The organism is Actinosynnema sp. CS-041913 (genome assembly GCF_050942485.1).
Lineage (GTDB): Bacteria > Actinomycetota > Actinomycetes > Mycobacteriales > Pseudonocardiaceae > Actinosynnema.
Genome location: NZ_CP192037.1, coordinates 8,329,578 through 8,347,439 on the forward strand (window position 1 = coordinate 8,329,578; position 17,862 = coordinate 8,347,439).

Annotated in this window: 14 protein-coding genes; 4 read left to right on the plus strand and 10 right to left on the minus strand. The window is 73.2% G+C overall.

Translation table 11 applies throughout. The features are described from left to right. Nucleotides 1-70 precede the first annotated feature (70 nt). On the minus strand, nucleotides 71-1,534 hold the full coding sequence (gene ahcY / locus ACQPZF_RS37460) for an adenosylhomocysteinase (protein WP_433265276.1): 1,464 nt from the start codon (nucleotides 1,532-1,534) through the stop codon (nucleotides 71-73). 83 nt (nucleotides 1,535-1,617) lie between these two features. Here ahcY and ACQPZF_RS37465 point away from each other — a divergent pair, with 83 nt between their 5' ends. Further along, complete coding sequence (locus ACQPZF_RS37465; protein ID WP_433265278.1) at nucleotides 1,618-4,095, plus strand: hypothetical protein; 2,478 nt, start codon at nucleotides 1,618-1,620, stop codon at nucleotides 4,093-4,095. A 37-nt stretch (nucleotides 4,096-4,132) separates the two neighbouring features. Here the strand turns inward: ACQPZF_RS37465 and ACQPZF_RS37470 are convergent, their stop codons facing one another. Continuing rightward, entirely contained in the window at nucleotides 4,133-5,398 is a 1,266-nt protein-coding gene (locus ACQPZF_RS37470; protein WP_433265280.1) for a glutamate mutase L, read from the minus strand. 180 nt (nucleotides 5,399-5,578) lie between these two features. Here ACQPZF_RS37470 and ACQPZF_RS37475 point away from each other — a divergent pair, with 180 nt between their 5' ends. Then, on the plus strand, nucleotides 5,579-7,102 hold the full coding sequence (locus ACQPZF_RS37475; protein WP_433265281.1) for an amino acid permease: 1,524 nt from the start codon (nucleotides 5,579-5,581) through the stop codon (nucleotides 7,100-7,102). A 112-nt stretch (nucleotides 7,103-7,214) separates the two neighbouring features. Here ACQPZF_RS37475 and ACQPZF_RS37480 read toward each other — a convergent pair whose 3' ends face one another. The 6 genes from ACQPZF_RS37480 to ACQPZF_RS37505 all read right to left on the minus strand — a co-directional run bounded on the left by ACQPZF_RS37480 (nucleotide 7,215) and on the right by ACQPZF_RS37505 (nucleotide 12,505). Beyond that, nucleotides 7,215-8,135, minus strand: a complete 921-nt coding sequence (locus ACQPZF_RS37480) for a cation diffusion facilitator family transporter (protein WP_433265283.1) — start codon at nucleotides 8,133-8,135, stop codon at nucleotides 7,215-7,217. A gap of 69 nt (nucleotides 8,136-8,204) precedes the next feature. Further along, on the minus strand, nucleotides 8,205-9,416 hold the full coding sequence (gene manA / locus ACQPZF_RS37485; protein WP_433265285.1) for a mannose-6-phosphate isomerase, class I: 1,212 nt from the start codon (nucleotides 9,414-9,416) through the stop codon (nucleotides 8,205-8,207). A 12-nt stretch (nucleotides 9,417-9,428) separates the two neighbouring features. Then, on the minus strand, nucleotides 9,429-10,505 hold the full coding sequence (locus tag ACQPZF_RS37490) for a hypothetical protein (protein ID WP_433265287.1): 1,077 nt from the start codon (nucleotides 10,503-10,505) through the stop codon (nucleotides 9,429-9,431). A gap of 6 nt (nucleotides 10,506-10,511) precedes the next feature. Next, on the minus strand, nucleotides 10,512-10,709 hold the full coding sequence (locus ACQPZF_RS37495; protein WP_433274888.1) for a Trm112 family protein: 198 nt from the start codon (nucleotides 10,707-10,709) through the stop codon (nucleotides 10,512-10,514). A 5-nt stretch (nucleotides 10,710-10,714) separates the two neighbouring features. After that, complete coding sequence (locus ACQPZF_RS37500) at nucleotides 10,715-12,067, minus strand: phosphomannomutase/phosphoglucomutase (RefSeq protein ID WP_433265289.1); 1,353 nt, start codon at nucleotides 12,065-12,067, stop codon at nucleotides 10,715-10,717. A 78-nt stretch (nucleotides 12,068-12,145) separates the two neighbouring features. Next, nucleotides 12,146-12,505 (minus strand): DUF3499 domain-containing protein, encoded by a 360-nt coding sequence (locus tag ACQPZF_RS37505; RefSeq protein ID WP_433265291.1) that lies wholly within the window; start codon nucleotides 12,503-12,505, stop codon nucleotides 12,146-12,148. A gap of 128 nt (nucleotides 12,506-12,633) precedes the next feature. On the opposite strand from ACQPZF_RS37505, the gene ACQPZF_RS37510 reads away from it, so the two are divergent. Continuing rightward, nucleotides 12,634-13,080, plus strand: a complete 447-nt coding sequence (locus ACQPZF_RS37510) for a metallopeptidase family protein (RefSeq protein ID WP_433265293.1) — start codon at nucleotides 12,634-12,636, stop codon at nucleotides 13,078-13,080. Between the two features lie 101 nt (nucleotides 13,081-13,181). Here the strand turns inward: ACQPZF_RS37510 and ACQPZF_RS37515 are convergent, their stop codons facing one another. Together ACQPZF_RS37515 and ACQPZF_RS37520 are read right to left on the minus strand one after the other, a co-directional pair. Next, nucleotides 13,182-16,448: a glycosyltransferase gene (locus tag ACQPZF_RS37515; RefSeq protein ID WP_433265295.1), complete on the minus strand. Its 3,267-nt coding sequence runs from the start codon at nucleotides 16,446-16,448 to the stop codon at nucleotides 13,182-13,184. Nucleotides 16,449-16,517: 69 nt separating this feature from the next. Next, nucleotides 16,518-16,826, minus strand: coding sequence for a WhiB family transcriptional regulator (locus ACQPZF_RS37520; protein ID WP_121009202.1), 309 nt, complete (start codon nucleotides 16,824-16,826; stop codon nucleotides 16,518-16,520). 271 nt (nucleotides 16,827-17,097) lie between these two features. Here ACQPZF_RS37520 and ACQPZF_RS37525 point away from each other — a divergent pair, with 271 nt between their 5' ends. Continuing rightward, nucleotides 17,098-17,850: a site-2 protease family protein gene (locus ACQPZF_RS37525; protein WP_433265297.1), complete on the plus strand. Its 753-nt coding sequence runs from the start codon at nucleotides 17,098-17,100 to the stop codon at nucleotides 17,848-17,850. The last annotated feature ends 12 nt before the right edge of the window (nucleotides 17,851-17,862 follow it).

The following is a 17,862-nucleotide window of genomic DNA, read 5'->3' on the forward strand; positions in this document are numbered from 1 at the left end:
GATTGCGAGGGTCCGGAAACGCGAACAGGCCAGGGCATCAGCGCCCCGGCCTGTTCGGCTGACTACTTTTTCAGTACCGGTAGTGTTCGGGCTTGTACGGCCCTTCGACGTCCACGTCGATGTACTCGGCCTGGTCCTTCGACAGCTTGGTGAGCTTGCCGCCCAACGCCTCCAGGTGGATGCGCGCGACCTTCTCGTCCAGCTTCTTCGGCAGGCGGTACACCTCCTTGTCGTACTCCTGGTACTTGGTGAACAGCTCGACCTGCGCGATCACCTGGTTGGAGAACGAGTTCGACATCACGAAGCTCGGGTGGCCGGTCGCGTTGCCCAGGTTCAGCAGCCGCCCCTCGGACAGCACCAGGATCGACTTGCCGTCCGGGAACACCCACTCGTCGACCTGCGGCTTGATGTTGATCCGCCGGATGCCCGGGTACCGCTGCAGCCCGGCCATGTCGATCTCGTTGTCGAAGTGGCCGATGTTGCCCAGGATCGCCTGGTGCTTCATGGCCGCCATGTGCTCGATGCGCACGACGTCCTTGTTGCCGGTCGTCGTGATCACGATGTCGGCCCGGTCGATCACTTCCTCCAGCACCTGGACCTCGTAGCCGTCCATGGCCGCCTGCAACGCGCAGATCGGGTCGATCTCCGTCACGATGATCCGCGCGCCCTGGCCGCGCAGCGACTCCGCCGCGCCCTTGCCGACGTCGCCGTAGCCGCAGATCACCGCGACCTTGCCGCCCATCAGCACGTCCGTGCCGCGGTTGATGCCGTCGATCAGCGAGTGGCGGATGCCGTAGCGGTTGTCGAACTTCGACTTCGTCACCGCGTCGTTGACGTTGATCGCCGGGAACAGCAGCTCGCCCGCCGCCGCCAACTGGTACAGGCGCATGACGCCGGTCGTGGTCTCCTCGGTCACGCCGCGGATGCCCTCGGCGATCTTGGTCCACTTGCCCGCGTCCTTGGCCAGCGACGCGCGCAGGGTCTGCAGGACGATCTGCCACTCCTCCGGGTCGTTCTCGTCCGCGGACGGGACGACACCGGCCTTCTCGTACTCAGCGCCCTTGTGCACCAGCAGCGTCGCGTCGCCGCCGTCGTCCAGGATCATGTTCGGGCCGCCGCCGTCCGGCCACGTCAGCATCGACTCGGCGGTCCACCAGTACTCCTCCAGCGTCTCGCCCTTCCAGGCGAACACCGGGACGCCCTTCGGCTCCTCTTCGGTGCCGTGCGGGCCCACGACGACCGCCGCGGCGGCGTGGTCCTGGGTGGAGAAGATGTTGCACGAGGCCCAGCGGACCTCCGCGCCGAGGGACACCAGCGTCTCGATGAGCACGGCGGTCTGCACGGTCATGTGCAGCGAGCCGGAGATCCGCGCCCCTTTCAGCGGGTACACCTCGGCGTACTCGCGCCGCAGCGCCATCAGGCCGGGCATCTCGTGCTCGGCCAGGCGGATCTCCTTGCGGCCGAACTCAGCCAGGGAGAGGTCTGCGACGGCGAAATCAACGCCGTTGCGGGTCTGGAGCCTCTCGGCGGTCATCGCGGGTTCCTCCAAATTCGGGGTCGGGCCGACCCTACCGTCCGCCACGCCGGGAGCCCTGGTCGGCTGCGGCTGGGGCACACATGCACCACTATGGCCTGGCTGACGTCAGGCCCGCTGGAGGATTCGTGCTGATTCCCGGCCCGGACACCCGGGTGGTCGAGCTGCGGGTGCACGGTGTCCAGGGCACCACACCGCAGTCCCTGGTCGACGCCGTGGCGGCGGTGGACGTGGCCGGGGACGGGCTGGGCCGGCTCGTGCGGCCCGCGGACCGGCTGCGGAGGCCCGCGCCGGGGCCGGTGCTGCAGGCGGCGGGGCGTCCGGTGTCGCGCGTGGTCGAGGGCTACGTGTGGGGCCGCATGACCTCGGGCGGCTGGGCGAAGGCGACGTGGGCGCTGCTGTTCCCGTTCTCGCTGGCGAACGTGGCGCACTGGATGCTGCCGCCGGTGCCGTCCGGCTCGCTGCCCGCGCACCTGCTGGGTATCGGGCTGCGCTCGCTGCTGCGGCTGGCGGCGCTGCTGCTGACCGTGCTGCTGGTGGCGCAGCTCGCGGTGATCAGCCTGGACCTGGTGGCGGCGCAGTGCCTCGCGCCGGGGTCGACGTGCCTGTGGGGCCCGACGTGGGTGTCGGAGGCCCCGTGGGCCCGGTCGGTGGTCGGGATGGCGCCGATCGCCTTGCTGCTGCTGGTGTTGCACCGGGTGTCGGCGGTCGACTGGCGGATCGAGCGGAAGGACGTGCCGGCGGCATCGGGCGGGGCGTCGGGGCTGCCGGGCGCGCATGTGGCGACGGATCCGGACACGCCCGCGTTGCGGGTGCTGCATTTGGTCGCGGGGCTGGGCACGGCGGTGGTGATGGCGCTGGGCGGTCCGACGGGGCCGTTGCGCGCGCCCGGCGGGCACGGCGTGGCGCTGCACGTGGCCTGGGCGCTCGGCTTCGCGCTGGTGGGGCTCGCCGCGCTGGCGACGATGCTGCTCGACGACCCGACCGGCGGCGCGCCGCACCGGGGCGGGCGGTGGCTGCGGGCGGCCCTGGCGCGTCGGCCGAGGCACGTGCTGCTGACGGTCGCTTGGCTGTTGTTCTTCGTTTCGGCGGCGTTGCTGACCCGGCTGCCGGTGCGGTTGCCGGGCGCGGACCTGGCCGTGCAGCTCGTGGCGGCGCTGCTGGCGTTGGTGTGCGCGCTCATCGGGCTGCTGCTCGCGCCGGCCGCGTTGCTGGCGCGGCGGACGTGGCGGGAGCTGCCGCGCGACCTGCGGCCGTGGGCGGGCGGCTGGATGGCCGCTCCCGTGGTGGCGGTCGCGGCGCTGCTGGGCGGCGGGTTCGGGGCCGGGGTGGCGTTGACGTTGCGCCGCGTGCTGGGCCACGGCGAGCTGCCGCGCGGGTACGACTACATCGCGTTGCTGTGGGGCGTGGCCGGGGTGCTGGCGTTGGCGGCCGGTGTCCTGATGGCGGCGACCACGGGCGCGGTGCGGTGGAGTTCCCTGCGGCGGGACAAGGAGTGGGCGCGCGAGGCGGCGCTGCTGCACGCCGGGCGGGCGCGGGACCTGAAGCGGGCGGCACGGGCCTGGTGGTGGGCGCGCTGGGAGCAGCGGCACAGCCACCACGTGGTGCTGGTGGTGGCCTGCGTGCTGGTGGTCGGCGCGGTGCCGGCGGCGGGGCTGCGGCTGCGCGAGGTCGAGCTGCCGGGGTGGGCGCGGCCGTTCGCGGGTGTCGGCGTGGTGGTGCTGGCGGTGTTGGCGCTGTCGCTGCTGCGGGCGGTCTACCTGGCGGCCCGACGGCCGGACACCGCCCGGCAGCTTGGCATCCTGGCGGACCTGGCGGCGTTCTGGCCGCGCGAGGCGCACCCGGTGGTGCCGCCCTGCTACGCGTTGAAGGTCGTGCCCGAGCTGGTGTCGCGGGTGCGGGAGCACCTGGCCGATCCCGGCACGCGGGTGGTGATCGCCGGGCACTCCCAGGGCAGCCTGCTGGCGGCCGTGGCGGCGGCGCGGCTGTTGGAGGAACTGCCCGCGGCGGAGGCCTCGCGGCTGGGTCTGGTGACGGCGGGCTCGCAGTTGCAGTGGGCCTACCCGCGCGCGTTCCCGGCGGTGGTGCCGCACAGCTCGCTCGCGGTGCTGGCCGGTGGTCTGGAGGGCCGGTGGCGGGCGCTGTGCCGGGGCACGGACCCGTTGGGCGGCGCGGTGACGACGTGGCACCGGCAGGTGTTCGACGGGATGCTGCTGGGCACCGGCTTCCTGCCCGACGGGACGAGCGGCGCGCTGCCGCCCGCGTTGCGCGGGCCTACCGGAGCGCTGGTGCTGGGCGGCGACCACTGGCTGCCGGACCCGCAGCGCGGTCCGTTCCCGGGCCGGCGCTGGGCGGCGGGCGTGAACCGGCACGCGGACTACACCTCGGACCCGGAGTGGGACCGGGCGGTGGCGATCGCGGCGGGGCTGGAGGAGGTGGCGTGGTCACCGGGCGGCGGCCCGGTGCTGCCGATGGCGCGCCATGTCCCGGTGACGCTGCCGGAACCGTCCGTCCCGATCACGCCGAAGGACACCACGCCCGACGTCAGCCCGGGTGCGTGAGGGGCGCGGGGCGACCCGCGGCGGGCGGACCTCGACATCAGCCCAGGTGCGTGAGGAGCCGGTCGGCGGCCTCGACGCGGCCGGCCCCGGCGAGCAGGCCGGCCGGGGCCAGCACGTAGTCGCGGTCGACCAGGATGGCGGACCGCTTCAGCACCGGGCGGAGGACGGGGTCGGTGCGCAGCGCGCGTTCCACGGCGGCGATGTCCGGCGCGTGGCGGAACACGCCGCCGGACAGCACGAGTCGGCCGGCGCCCTGTGGTCCCAACTGGCCGTCGACCAGGCGCAGGTGCCTGCGCACCGCCAGGATCGCCGCCAGGCCGGCGAGCCGGAGGTCCACCGAAGGGTCGTCGGCGAGCCACGTCACGTCGCCGGCCCGCCGAGCGGCTTCCGATCGCAACGACTCGGCTTCCGCCTTGTCCACCAGCTTCTCGGTGACCGCCTCCGCCACGACACCGGGCGCGGACCACCGCATCCCGAGGTCGCCTTCGACGGTCCGCCGATCCGGCGGCAGCGCCACCGTGCGCTCGACACCCGAGTCTACAGTGGACACGGCTGAGTAGACATCCGTTGTGGCGCCGCCGACATCGACGACCAGCACCGCGCCCTCACCGTCCTTTGTGGCCAGCAGCGACACACCGCTCAGGACGGCGTCCGGCGTCACCGCCTTGACCAATCGACGGAAACCGGGTCCGCGCGACAGACCCTTGCCGCCGATCACGTGCTCCAGGAACACCTCGCGGATCGCCGTGCGGGCCGGGCCGGGTGCGAGTTCGCCGACGTCCGGCAGCACGTTGCCGGTGGGCACGACGGTGCGGCCGGCGAGCAGGCCCAGGGCCTCGGCGCGGGCCGCCGCGTTGCCCGCCAGCACGATGGGGCACGCGATCCGGTTGCGCCCCAACCGGTTCGCGTTGTGCAGCAGCACCGAAGCGTCGCCGCCGTCCGTGCCGCCGACCAGCAGCACCAGATCCGGCCGCGCGGCCCGCAACGCCCGGACGCCCGCCCCGTCCAGCGGGCCGGCCGACACGTGCACGACCTTCGCGCCCGCCGACAGCGCCACCCGGTGCCCGGCCTCGGCGCTCACCAGCCGCTCCTGCCCCACCACCGCGAGCCGCAGACCGCCGCCCGCCGACGAGCACGCCAGCACCTCGTCCGCCGCGCCGAGGGCGTGGGACACGGCGGCGATGCCGTCCATCACCTCCGGGGTCGACGTGGGCTGTTGCGCGGTGCCCAGCAGCTCGCCGTCGACGGACACCAGGGCGCCCTTCGTCCACGTCGAGCCGACGTCCAGGCAGAGCACCGTCATGCCCGGCAAACTACCCGAACGGGTGCGCCGAACCCGCCTCACGATCAAGCCCGCCGGTGCTGCAATGGTGCGCCGGACGCGCTGTTCGCACCGGTTGCCGGAAAACGGCCGGCTCAGCGGTCGCGGACCCGGCCTCTAGGCTGAACAGCCGTACCACCCGCGACGAGGAGGAGAAGCACCGTGCCGGGGAACGGGCTTTGGCGCACGAAATCGATCGAGCAGTCGATCGCCGACACCGACGAGCCGGACACCAGGCTCCGCAAGGACCTGACCGCGTGGGACCTCACGGTCTTCGGCGTCGCGGTGGTGGTCGGCGCGGGCATCTTCACGCTCACCGCGTCCACCGCCGGCAACCTCGCCGGACCGTCGGTCTCGCTGGCGTTCGTGCTGGCCGCGATCGCGTGCGCGCTGGCGGCCTTGTGCTACGCCGAGTTCGCGTCCACGGTGCCGGTCGCCGGCAGCGCGTACACGTTCTCGTACGCCACGTTCGGCGAGTTCATGGCGTGGATCATCGGCTGGGACCTGGTCCTGGAGTTCGCGGTCGGCGCGGCGGCCGTGGCGAAGGGCTGGTCGCTGTACCTGCAGACCGTGCTCGGGCAGCTCGGGCTGTCGTTGAAGACCACGGTGCCGGTGGGCGGCGTGGACGTCGACTGGGGCTCGCTGCTGCTGGTGTTCGCCCTCACCGTGCTGCTGGTGCTGGGCACCAAGCTGTCGTCACGGGTGAGCCTGGTCATCACGGCGGTGAAGGTCGCCGTGGTGCTGCTGGTGGTCGTGCTCGGCATCGGCTACATCAAGGCGGCGAACTACACCCCGTACATCCCGCCCGCGCAGACCGGCGGCTCGACCGCCACGGGGCTTGAGCAGTCGCTGTTCTCGCTGGTCACCGGCTTCTCCGGGAGCACGTACGGCGTGCTGGGCCTGCTGGCGGCGGCGTCGCTGGTGTTCTTCGCGTTCATCGGCTTCGACGTGGTCGCGACCACCGCCGAGGAGACCCGCAACCCGCAGAAGGCCGTGCCGCGCGGCATCCTGGGCTCGCTGGCGATCGTCACGGTGCTGTACGTCTCGGTGTCGCTGGTGATCACCGGCATGCTGCCGTACGACCGCCTCAAGACCCAGCCAGACGGCAGCCGCGCGACGCTGGCGACGGCGTTCTCGGAGAACGGCGTGGACTGGGCGGCGACGGTGATCTCGGTCGGCGCGCTGGCCGGCCTGACCACGGTCGTGATGGTGCTGATGCTCGGCCAGTCGCGGGTGCTGTTCGCGATGTCCCGGGACGGCCTGCTGCCGCGCGGCCTGGCGCGGACCGGCAAGCACGGGACGCCGTTCCGGATCACCATCGCCATCGGCGTCCTGGTCGCCATCGCGGCGGGCTTCTTCCCGGCGGGCAAGCTGGAGGAGATGGTCAACGTCGGCACGCTGTTCGCCTTCGTGCTGGTGTCGGCGGGCGTGCTGGTGCTCCGCAAGACCCGTCCGGACCTGCCCCGCGGCTTCCGCGTGCCACTGGTGCCGCTGGTGCCGGTCCTGGCGATCATCGCGTGCGTCTGGCTGATGCTGAACCTGACGGCGCTGACCTGGGTCCGCTTCCTGGCGTGGATGGCCCTGGGCGTCGTCGTGTACTTCGTCTACAGCCGCCGGAACTCGGTGCTGGGCAAGGAACACGGGGCCACCGCCGTCCCCGTGGTGAAGCGCGACGAAGTGCCGTGAGGCCGGGCCGGCAAGGGGTGACGCGCACCGCGCGCAACACCCCTTGCCGGCACCGCCGGACTACGACTCGGCCGGCGACCGCGGACTACGACGTGACCAGTGACCGCGCGTACTACGACTTGGCCAGCGACCGGTCCAGGTCGGGCTCCAGGTAGATCAGCCGCGCGGACGGGACCTTGTTCCGCACCCGCTGCTCCGCGTCGTCGATCGCCTGCGCCACGTCGGCCACCGAGAGACCGGGGTTCAGCGCGATCTTCGCCGCCACCAGCAGCTCGTCCGGCCCGATGTACTGCGTCCGGATGTGGATGACCCGCTGCACCTTGCCCGCCGCCAGCTCGCCCATGATCACGTCGAGTTCGGCGGGCGCCGCGCCCTCGCCGATGAGCAGCGACTTCATCTCCACGATCAGGATGATCGCGATCGCGCCGAGCAGCACGCCGATGCAGATGGTGCCGACGGCGTCCCACACCGGGTCGCCGGTCACGGTCGACAGCCCGACCCCGAGCAGCGCCAGCACCAGGCCGAACAGCGCGCCGGCGTCCTCCAGCAGCACGACCGGCAGCTCGGGCACCTTCGACTGGCGGATGAACTGCCACCACGTCGCGTTGCCCTTGATGAGCCGGGACTCGGTGATCGCCGTCTTGAAGCTGTACGTCTCCAGGCCGATCGCGACCACCAGGATGATCACCGCGACGATCGGCTGCGACAGCTCCTCGTGCGACTCCAGCTTGTGGATGCCCTCGTACAGCGCGAACACCGAGCCGAGGCTGAACAGCAGCAGCGCCACCACGAACGAGTAGAAGTACCGGTCGCGGCCGAAGCCGAACGGGTGGTTCGCCGTGGCCTTGCGCTTCGCGGTCTTCTGGCCCAGCAGCAGCAGCCCCTGGTTGGACGTGTCCGCCACCGAGTGCACCGCCTCGGCCAGCATCGACGACGAGCCGGTGACCAGGAAGCCGACGAACTTCGCCACCGCGATCCCGGCATTGGCCACCAGCGCGGCGATGATCGCCTTGGTACCGCCTCCTGCTGACACGTCTGCTCCCTCACCCAAGTCCGATTTGTCGGAGTGACCCTAGCCCGCGGGTGACCCTAGTGGGCGACCTTAATCGCCGCCCGCGGTTGCCCGGAAAAGGCGCGTCGGCTCGTCCGCCGTGACGAGCACCGCAGGGTCGGACGCCGGCAGCCACACGGACCGGCCGCGCTCCACCACCAGCGACGCGCCCGACGGGTCGGCCAGCCGCGCGCGGCCTTCCGTGACCAGCAGGATCTGCGGCCCGTCGTGGTCGACGAGGGTCTCTCCGCCGGCCGACAGCTCCAGCCTGGACAGCTCGAACTCGGGGCTCGGCGTGCGGTAGGTCCACAGGCCGGGCGCGGTCTCGGAGCCGCTCTGCACCGGCATGTCGCCGCACGTGAAGTCCAGCACCCGCATCAGCTCGGGCACGTCGACGTGCTTGGGGGTGAGCCCGCAGCGCAGCACGTTGTCCGAGTTGGCCAGGATCTCCACGCCGGTACCGTGCAGGTAGGCGTGCAGGTTGCCGGCGGGCAGGTGGATCGCCTCGCCGGGCTTGAGCACCAGCCGGTTGAGCAGCAGCGCGGCCAGCACGCCCGCGTCACCGGGGTACGCCTCGCCCAGCTCCAGGATGGTGCGGCACTCCAGGTCGAACTCGCCGCGCTCCTTCACGTGCAGCACGCACGCGTCGAGCACCTGCGGCAGCAGGGCGTCCAACGCCGTCTGCGGCAGCGTGATCAGCGTCGTGAACAGGGCGCGCAGCCCGTTCGCGTCCGGCTGCTCGGCCAGCAGCTCGGTGTACGGGGTGAAGTCGGGCGCCTCCAGCGACCGCAGCAGCGCCACGGTCCGCTCCGGCGCGCGGAACCCGGCCAGCGCGTGGAACTCGGTCAGCGCGCAGATCAGCTCCGGCTTCGCCGACGGGTCCTTGTAGTTGCGCACCGACGAGTCCATCGGCACGCCGGCCGCCTCCTCGGCGGCGAAGCCCAGCGCCGCCTGCGACGCCGACGGGTGCGCCTGGAGGCTCAGCGGCTCGTCCGCCGCCAGCACCTTGAGCAGGAACGGCAGTCTGCTGCCCCAGCGCTCGGCGCACCGCGCGCCGAGCTGGCCGGCCGGGTCCTCCGCCAGCAGCTCCAGCAGCGAGCGCGGGCCGTCGGGCCGGATCACGCGGGACGGGTCGCCGGGGTGGGCGCCCATCCACAGCTCGGCCTCCGGGTGCGGCGCGGGCACCTCCCTCCCGAGCAGTTCGGCGATGGCCGTACGCGATCCCCACGCGTACGCCCGCACCGCGTTGTGCAGCAGTTCCACAGCGATTTCCCCTCACACAGCCGGCGCGTACAGACCCGGGCCGCCCAGCGTTCCCGCCGCCAGGCCCAGGTACAGCGCGGCCAACTCGAACCGCAGCGCGAGCAGCGCGGCGCACACCGCGTCGCCGCCGGTCACTTCCTCGGCCGGTTCGAGCACGTCGGCTCCCGGCAAGGTCTCCATGGCGGCCCGCCGCGCGAACTCGGCCTGCCGCCCCTGTCGCACGGCCAGCAGCAGCACGCGCACCAGGCCGTCCTGCTCGTCCTCCGGGTCGGCGAAGATGTCCGCGCCGGACGTGCTCCGCACGGCCCGCCGGTGCAGCACGGACCTGGACAGGGCCTGCGGGTAGCACGCGACGTCGCTGACCACGCCCGCGTAGCAGGCCAGCACGCCCGCGCCGTGCGCGGCGACGGCCGTGGCCGGGTCGTCCAGGCCCCACAGCAGCGGGGAGCGGTCGGCCACCCGCAGCGCGAGCGACTTCGCCGGGTTGACGAACGACTCGTGCATCGGGTGGTCGCGCTCCGCCTCCCGGTCCAGCTCGTCGGCGACCTGCTGGACGTCCACGTCCAGCAGGCGCAACGCGTTCAGCGCCACCACCCACGCGGCGAACCCGCGGGCGAACCCGAAGCCCTGCGGCACCGGCACGCGCGGCGGGACGAGCAGCGCGTGCTGCGCGGCGGACGCGGCCACCGGCCCGTCCGGCTCGGCGGTCAGCAGCACCCGGGCGCCCCGCCGGGCGGCCCGGTCCACGGCCTCCGCCAGCACCACGTCACCGGCGTCCTCGGTGTGCGCGAGCACCACGTCCAGCGCGCCCACCCAGGACGGCACGTCGTCGGTCACCACCACCGGCACCGGGCACTGCGGCCCGAGCAGGGCGGTCACCAGCTTCGCCACGGCCGGCGCGACACCGGGCCGGGTCACCAGGACCAGGGCCCGCGGCCGGTCCTGGAAGACCCGCTTGACGTCCAGGTCGGCCGCCGCCTCGGCGGTGGCCCTGACCTGCGCGCCGGCCCGTGCCGCCGCCCGCAGCAGACCGCGGGTGTCGGCGTCGTCGAGGCGGGACCGGTCGTCCAGCAGGCTGTCGTCGAGCACGGGCGCTCACCCCGCCGTCGGTGCGACAGCCTCGTCCAGCAGGAGCACCGGGATGCCCTCCCGGACCGGGAACGAGCGACCGCACGCCGTGCAGGTCAAGAAGTCGGCCTGCGGGTCCTCGGCCGTGCCGGGCCGCAGCGGCGCGTGCTCCGGGCACGGGCAGGCCAGGATCTCCAGTAGCTGTGCGTCGAGTTGGACGACCACGGTGTTCATCCCCTCACGATCGCCAGGACCTCGTCGCGCAACGCCGCGACCGAGGCCGCGTCGGCGGCTTCGACGTTCAGCCGCAGCAGCGGCTCGGTGTTGGAGGCGCGCAGGTTGAACCACGAGCCGTCGGGCAGGCCGACGGTGAGGCCGTCCAGCTCGTCCAGCTCGACGCCGTCCCGCGCGCCGTACTCGGCCTTGATCGCGGCCAGGCGGTCGGCCTGGTCGGCCACCGTCGAGTTGATCTCGCCGGACGCGGCGTAGCGCGCGTAGTCGGCGGTCAGCGCGGACAGCGGGCCGTCCTGCTCGCCCAGCGCGGCCAGCACGTGCAGCGCGGCCAGCATGCCGGTGTCGGCCCGCCAGAAGTCGCGGAAGTAGTAGTGCGCGGAGTGCTCGCCGCCGAAGATGGCGCCGGTCCGGGCCATCTCCTCCTTGATGAACGAGTGCCCGACCCGCGTCCGGACCGGCTTGCCGCCGTGCTCGCGGACGATCTCCGGCACGGAGTGCGAGGTGATCAGGTTGTGGATGATCGTGCCGCCGGGGTCCTTGGCCAGCTCGCGCACGGCGACCAGGGCCGTGATCGCGCTGGGCGACACCGGCTCGCCGCGCTCGTCCACCACGAAGCACCGGTCCGCGTCGCCGTCGAAGGCGACCCCGGCGTCCGCGCCCTCCTCCCGCACCCGCTGCTGGAGGTCGACGATGTTCTTCGGGTCCAGCGGGTTCGCCTCGTGGTTCGGGAAGCTGCCGTCCAGCTCGAAGTACATCGGCACGACGTCGATCGGCAGCCCGGCGAACACCTCGGGGACCGTGTGGCCGCCCATGCCGTTGCCGGCGTCCACCACGACCTTCAGCGGCCGGGAAGCCGACAGGTCGACCAGTTCCCGCAGGTAGGCGGCGTACTCGGCGAGCATGTCGTGCTCGGAGACCGAGCCCCGCGGCACGTCGGAGGCGTCCGCGACACCGGCCTCCACGTCCGCGCGGATCCGGTCCAGACCGGTGTCCTGCCCGACCGGCGCGGCGCCCGCGCGGCACAGCTTGATGCCGTTGTACTTGGCCGGGTTGTGGCTGGCGGTGAACATCGCGCCCGGCAGGTCGAGCTTGCCGGAGGCGAAGTAGAGCATGTCGGTGCTGGCCAAGCCGATGGTGACGACGTCGACTCCCTGCCGGGTGACGCCGTCGGCGAACGCGGCGGCCAGGCCGGGCGAGGACTCGCGCATGTCGTGGCCGATGACGACGGCGGGTCCGCCGACCAGCCGCGCGAACGCCGCGCCGAACTCGCGGACGACCTCCGCGTCAAGCTGTTCCCCGACGACACCGCGGATGTCGTAAGCCTTGACGATGCCGGACAGATCGCGCACAGCCACACTCCCGGTTTGGCTCTTGACGTGGGCGTCGAAAGCCTACCGGCGCGCGTGTGCGGGTCGTGTTCGGTAGGTTCAGTCGTCGTTGGGATCGGGCAGCACCCGCAGGTGACCACGTCGGATGGTGCCCGCGGGCACCTCGGGAGGGTCCACCGGCCGGTCGGCCCGCCCCGCTTCCCGCACCGCCTCGGCGAGCGCGGTCAGGTCGTCCACGGTCGGCTCGGGCGCCCGGAACTCGCCCTGGTGGCGGACGACCTCCCACCCGCGGGGGGCCGTGAGCCGCAGGGCGTGCTCCTCGCAGAGGTCGTAGCTGTGCGGCTCGGAGTAGGTGGCCAGCGGCCCGACGACCGCCGTGGAGTCCGCATAGGCGTACGTGAGCGTGGCGACTGCCGGGTTAGCGCACCCGGTTCGCGAGCACCGTCTCACGCTCCGCACGGCGGGGACGATATCGCGTCCCGGCTGAGGTGTGTTGGATTACCTCCGGCGCGGCGGTCGGACTTCGGCAAGTTCGCAGGTCGCCGACAGCCTGACGGCCCTCGCCAACTACCCTCTACCCCGTGGTGATGGCCAGAGGTTCGCGACGTCAAGGTGCTCCGCGGCGGCGCAGTCGCGACCGCCACGGCCGAGGCCTCCGCGGCCCGCTGTACCCGGCGACGCTGCCGGCGGCCAGGAGCCGGGCCGAGCGCTTCGACGCGCTGGTCCTGGAGGCCCTGGAGCCCATCGAGGCCAGGTGGCGGACCGAACTGACGCAGCTCGACGTGGCCGTGGACGACGTGCCGGACGTGCAGACGACCTCCGACGACGGGGACGTGGTCGAGGACGGCAACGTCCCGCTGGCCCGCCTGCTGCCGGCCGGGCAGGACCGCAGGGCCCGGATCGTGCTCTACCGGCGTCCGCTGGAGGCACGGGCGAAGGACGGCGCAGACCTGGCCGACCTGGTGCACGACGTGCTGGTGGAGCAGGTGGCCAACTACCTCGGCCTGGACCCGGACGTGATCGACGGCGAGTGATCCCCGCGGCGCCAACGGGTGGCGGCCGAACCGGTGACCGGCTCGGAGCCGGCGACCGCGGCACGAGCACGCGCTCCGCCCGGCTGACCGGCTGACCGGCGTCACCGCCGCCGCGACGGAATGGCCGTCAGCACGGTGAACAACGCCGCCGCGGCCTGCACCAGCAGCAACAGCTCACGCAACGTGCCGGACGCCTCCACCCGCACCTCGGAGGCCGTCGCCGGCACCGGCACGCCCACCAGGTGCCCCCACGCCCGCACGACGGCCACCGGCCGGCCGTCGACCGAAGCGCTCCACCCCGGCTCCTCCTCGGCCGCGATCACCAGCAGCCGCCCCTCGGGGCCTTCCGACACCCGGACCCCCACCTCGGGCGGCGCGGACTCGACCGGCGCGATCCCCGGCGCGCCCAGCGCATCGGGCGGCGTCCCCCCGGTCCGGGCCCGCCGCGCCAGCTCCGGCGACAACAGCACCGCGTTCCCGGCCGCCAACTGCACCCGGAGCACCGGCCGACCGTCCGACATCGGCGGGGCCACCGCGACCAGGTCGCCCACCAGGTCCTGCAACCGCTGCCCGGCGGCCCGGTCCGGCAGCACCACGAACGCCACCCCGGACGCGGCGACCTGCGCCAGCGCCGTCCGGACCACCTCCCCCGAGCCGGACGTCAGCTCCCGGTGCCACCGCTCCAACCGCGCGGCACTGGCCGGCCCCGGCACAAGATCGTCGTCGCCGAACGCGGGCAGCCGCCCGGACACCTGCCGGGTGGGCGTGCCGAGCACCAGCACCGACCGCCCGGTCCGGGGCAGCTCCTGCTCGACGGTCGTCGGCAATTGCGCGGAAGACGCCGTCAACGGCCCGGACCGCAACCCCACGAACCCGAGACAGGCCATCCCGGCCACACCGACCACGCCCACCAGCCCGACCACCCGGGCCCAGGGCACCGGCACGGCGTCCCGCCGGCACGCGGCCAGCACCACCCACAGCAGCCCCCACGAGGCGACCACCAACGGCGCGCCGGTCCACCCCGACGAAGCCGGTCCCCCGGTCAACGGCCGCACCGACACCGTCCGCAGCACGATCACCGCGAACCCGGCCAGCACCACCAACGCCACCCCGGGCAGCATCGCCCGCGCCGGCCTGAGCACCAGGACACCCACCGCGAACACCACGACCAGCACACCCACGAACGCGACGGACCCCGGTCCACCGGGCCGCAACGTGAGCAAATCCGCCCACCCGACCGGCGCGCTGTCCAGGTGCGCGCCGATCCCGTGCAGCACGACGGACGGGTGCTGCAACACCACCGCGGGCCAGGGCAGCAGCAACGCCATGGGCAGCAGCACGACGGTGAACAACCCGGCCACCCGCCGCCGCCCGTCGCCGGCCCGCCCGGGAACGACCACGAACCCGACCAACGCCCCCAGCACCACCAACGCGTGCGTCAGCGGCGAGAACGCCCCCATCGCCGCGACGGCCAACGCCGTCCCGGACGCCACCGGCAGCCACGCCGCCCCGGCCCCGCCCCGCAGCACCGAGAACACGCCGGCGAACACCAACGGCGCCAGGATGTGCACGACCACCACGTCCAGCCGCCCCTGGGAGACCGCCGAGGTGGCGGCCGGCAGCAACCCGTAGGCAGCCGCGACCACCGCGCGGACCGGCCGCCGCACCGGCACCCGGCGGGTGGCGACGTAGGCGGACAGCCCGGCCAGCGCCGAATCCCCGATGAACAGCACGGCGACCACCGCGGGCGGCCCGCCGAGCAGCACCCCCAACGTCCCCAGCACCGCCAACGCCGCCGGCGCGGGAGCGGTGGTCCCGCCGGCGACCGGGTGCCAGGCGGCCAGGTAGGCGGACCACGTCGACGCCAGGTCGGACACGGGCAGCAGCCGCCCGCCGGACAGGTCCAGCCCGATCCGCCCGGCGTTCGCCAGGACCCCGAACATCGCCAGCCCGACCACCAGGACCAGCGGCGGCCCCAGCACCAGCGACCACAGCATCCGGGCCCGGTCGACCTCCACGAACACGACCGAGGGCGCGCCCCGCGGCACCGGTGACGGCCGGGGCCGGGGCGACGGCCGCAACGACCCGGGCAGCGCCGCGTCCACCGGCACCGTCGTCGCGGGCAGCCGCAGCCCGCCGGTCACCCGGACCGGCCGCCGCCGGGACAGCATCCCCGCGGGCAGCGCCGAGGGGCCGACCGCCCGACGCTCCACTTCGGACGGCGGCGACCACACGGCCGGCCGGACGTCGTCCTCGGGCAACCGCCCCAACGCGGCATCGGCCTCGACCCGCCGCCGGATCAGGTACGCCGAGGCGCCCCGGATCGCGTTGCGCAACCGCGTGACCCGGCTCGTGAACAGCCCGCGCACCACGCCCTTCACCGGCCGCGCGGCACGGGCGGCCCGCAGCCGGGCGCGTCCGCCCACCAGGTACCCGACGGCGCCCAACTCGCCGTGTGCGTCGGAGAACCGCCGCAGGAGCAGGAATCCCAACGCCCGCAGGAGCCCCAGCACCACGAGCCGGGGCAGCCCGAGCGCGAACGACACCGTGCCGCAGTTCACCAGGAACGTCCGCAGCCCGTGCGCCCGGTCGACGCCGTGCAACGCCGGACCCGGCCGGGCCGCGACGGCGTCCAGCCGCCGCATCCCGCGCCCGGCGGCCCGCACGTGCCTCATCCGGGCGACCGGCACCGACAGCACCAGGTGCCCGGCGAGATTCACCCGCCACCCGAAGTCGATGTCGTCCCGCAGCAGCGGCAGTCGCCGGTCGTAGCCGCCCAGCGACTCCCACACCGCGCGCCGGATCAGCGACCCGGCCGACGACACCGCCAGCGCCTCGGTGCTCTGCTCGAACGACCCGGCCAGCGCCACCCCGCCGATCCCGGTCTGCCGGTGCCCAGAGGCGTCCGTCGACACCCCGGCCTCGACCACCAGCCGCGGGTCGGCCCAGTCCAGACTCAGCGGACCCAGCACGGCGGCCGACGGCGACACGTCCGCCGCCGTCAGCAGCACCGACAGGCAGTCCGGCTCGGGCGCGCAGTCGTCGTGCAGCAGCCACAGCCAGGCGCCGGGATCGCCCCAGCGCTCGACCGCGTGCGACACCGCCGCGTGCACCGCTTCGCCGAACCCCGTGCCGCGCGGCAGCGTCAGCACGCCGTCGATCACCCGATCGGGACCTTCGGCCGCTTCCGCCAAGAGTCGGGCGGTGCCGTCCAGCGACCCCGTGTCGACCGCGACCACGTGCCGCGGCCGGGGCCGCTGCCTGCGCAGCGCGGACAGCGCCGTGCCCAGCCACTGCTCACCGTCGTGGCACACCAGCACTGCCAGCACGGGCGCGGTGCGCAGCCGTGGAGTGGCGCCGCTCGTCAACTGCCGCTCCTCGTTCGTCCGACCGGTCCGTGGAACGCCCACGGTAAGCCGGCGCGATCACGGAGCGGATCACACGGCGCGCTTCTTGAGCTTCCTCCGCTCGCGTTCGGACAGCCCGCCCCAGATGCCGAAGCGCTCGTCGTGCTGCAACGCGTACTCCAGGCACTCGGAGCGCACCTCGCAGCCGAGGCAGATCCGCTTGGCCTCCCTGGTGGAGCCGCCCTTCTCGGGGAAGAACGCCTCCGGGTCGGTCTGCGCGCACAGGGCGCGCTCCTGCCAGTCCTGCTCGTCGGTCGCGTCGAAAAGATCGGTCAACACGACCGGCTCCTGCGCCGGCGCGTCACCGTCCACGTCACGACCCCCGTCGAATTCCCGCATACCGTCCGCCTCCTCGCCTTCCGCTCTCCCCGGTTGGCGGACACCACTCGCCGTCCCCACAACGACGAATGACACCGATGTGATTACACCTGTGTCACAACACGCGGTCAAGCCGAGTCCACAGGACGGGGGATATTCGCGCGGATGGCCGCAAAACCCTTGACTAGCAGCACAGACGGTGATTCAGGCGGCACGCCGAGCGACCACGGCCGCGCGGATGGCCGATGGCCACCCCTATCTGCCACCGGATCGGGGAGGCCACACTGGAAGGGTGAAGCGATCAGCGGTGCGACCGAGTCCACTGTTCCTCAGCCTGCTCGCGGTGACGGTGGCAGGCGCCGTGCTGACCCTGTTCGACGACTCCGACGCGGCGTTGATCGGGGGAACCGTCCTGTTCGTGCTCGGCGGCTGGGCGGTTTCGCTGTGCCTGCACGAGTTCGGGCACGCGATCGTCGCCTACCGGGGCGGCGACTACGCGGTGAAGGCGAAGGGCTACCTGACGCTGGACATCCGCCACTACACCGACCCGATCATGTCCATCGTGCTGCCGCTGGTGCTGCTGGCGTTCGGCGGCATCCCGCTGCCCGGCGGCGCGGTGTGGATCAACCACCACGCCCTGCGCAACAAGCGGGTCGAGTCGATGGTGTCGCTGGCCGGCCCGGTGAGCAACCTGCTGCTGGGCGCGCTGCTCAGCCTGTCCGTGCTGCTCTTCCAGCCGCCCGCCGGCCTCGCCGCCGCCCTGTCCTACCTGGCCCTGCTGCAGATCTTCGCGTTCGTGCTGAACATCCTGCCGATCCCCGGCCTGGACGGCTGGGGCGTGATCGAGCCGTACATGTCGTACCAGGCGCAGCAGTTCGGCGCGAAGGCCCGGCCGTGGGCCCCGCTGGTGCTGTTCGCGGTGCTGATCGGGTTCCCGAGCATCGCGCGGGTGTTCTTCGACCTCGCGGACGCGGCGTTCGTGGTGGTCGGCGGCGAGCCGCTGTGGGCGCAGGTGGGGCAGGCCACGTTCATGTTCTGGCGCTGAAAAAACACCGTG

What these genes read in the sequence shown, in the direction of transcription:
- ACQPZF_RS37465 (WP_433265278.1), top strand. Translation starts at nt 1,618, where the DNA reads ATGCACCACTATGGCCTGGCTGACGTCAGGCCCGCTGGAGGATTCGTG.
- ahcY (WP_433265276.1), bottom strand. Translation starts at nt 1,534, where the DNA reads ATGACCGCCGAGAGGCTCCAGACCCGCAACGGCGTTGATTTCGCCGTC.
- ACQPZF_RS37470 (WP_433265280.1), bottom strand. Translation starts at nt 5,398, where the DNA reads ATGACGGTGCTCTGCCTGGACGTCGGCTCGACGTGGACGAAGGGCGCC.
- ACQPZF_RS37520 (WP_121009202.1), bottom strand. Translation starts at nt 16,826, where the DNA reads ATGCGGGAATTCGACGGGGGTCGTGACGTGGACGGTGACGCGCCGGCG.
- ACQPZF_RS37510 (WP_433265293.1), top strand. Translation starts at nt 12,634, where the DNA reads ATGGCCAGAGGTTCGCGACGTCAAGGTGCTCCGCGGCGGCGCAGTCGC.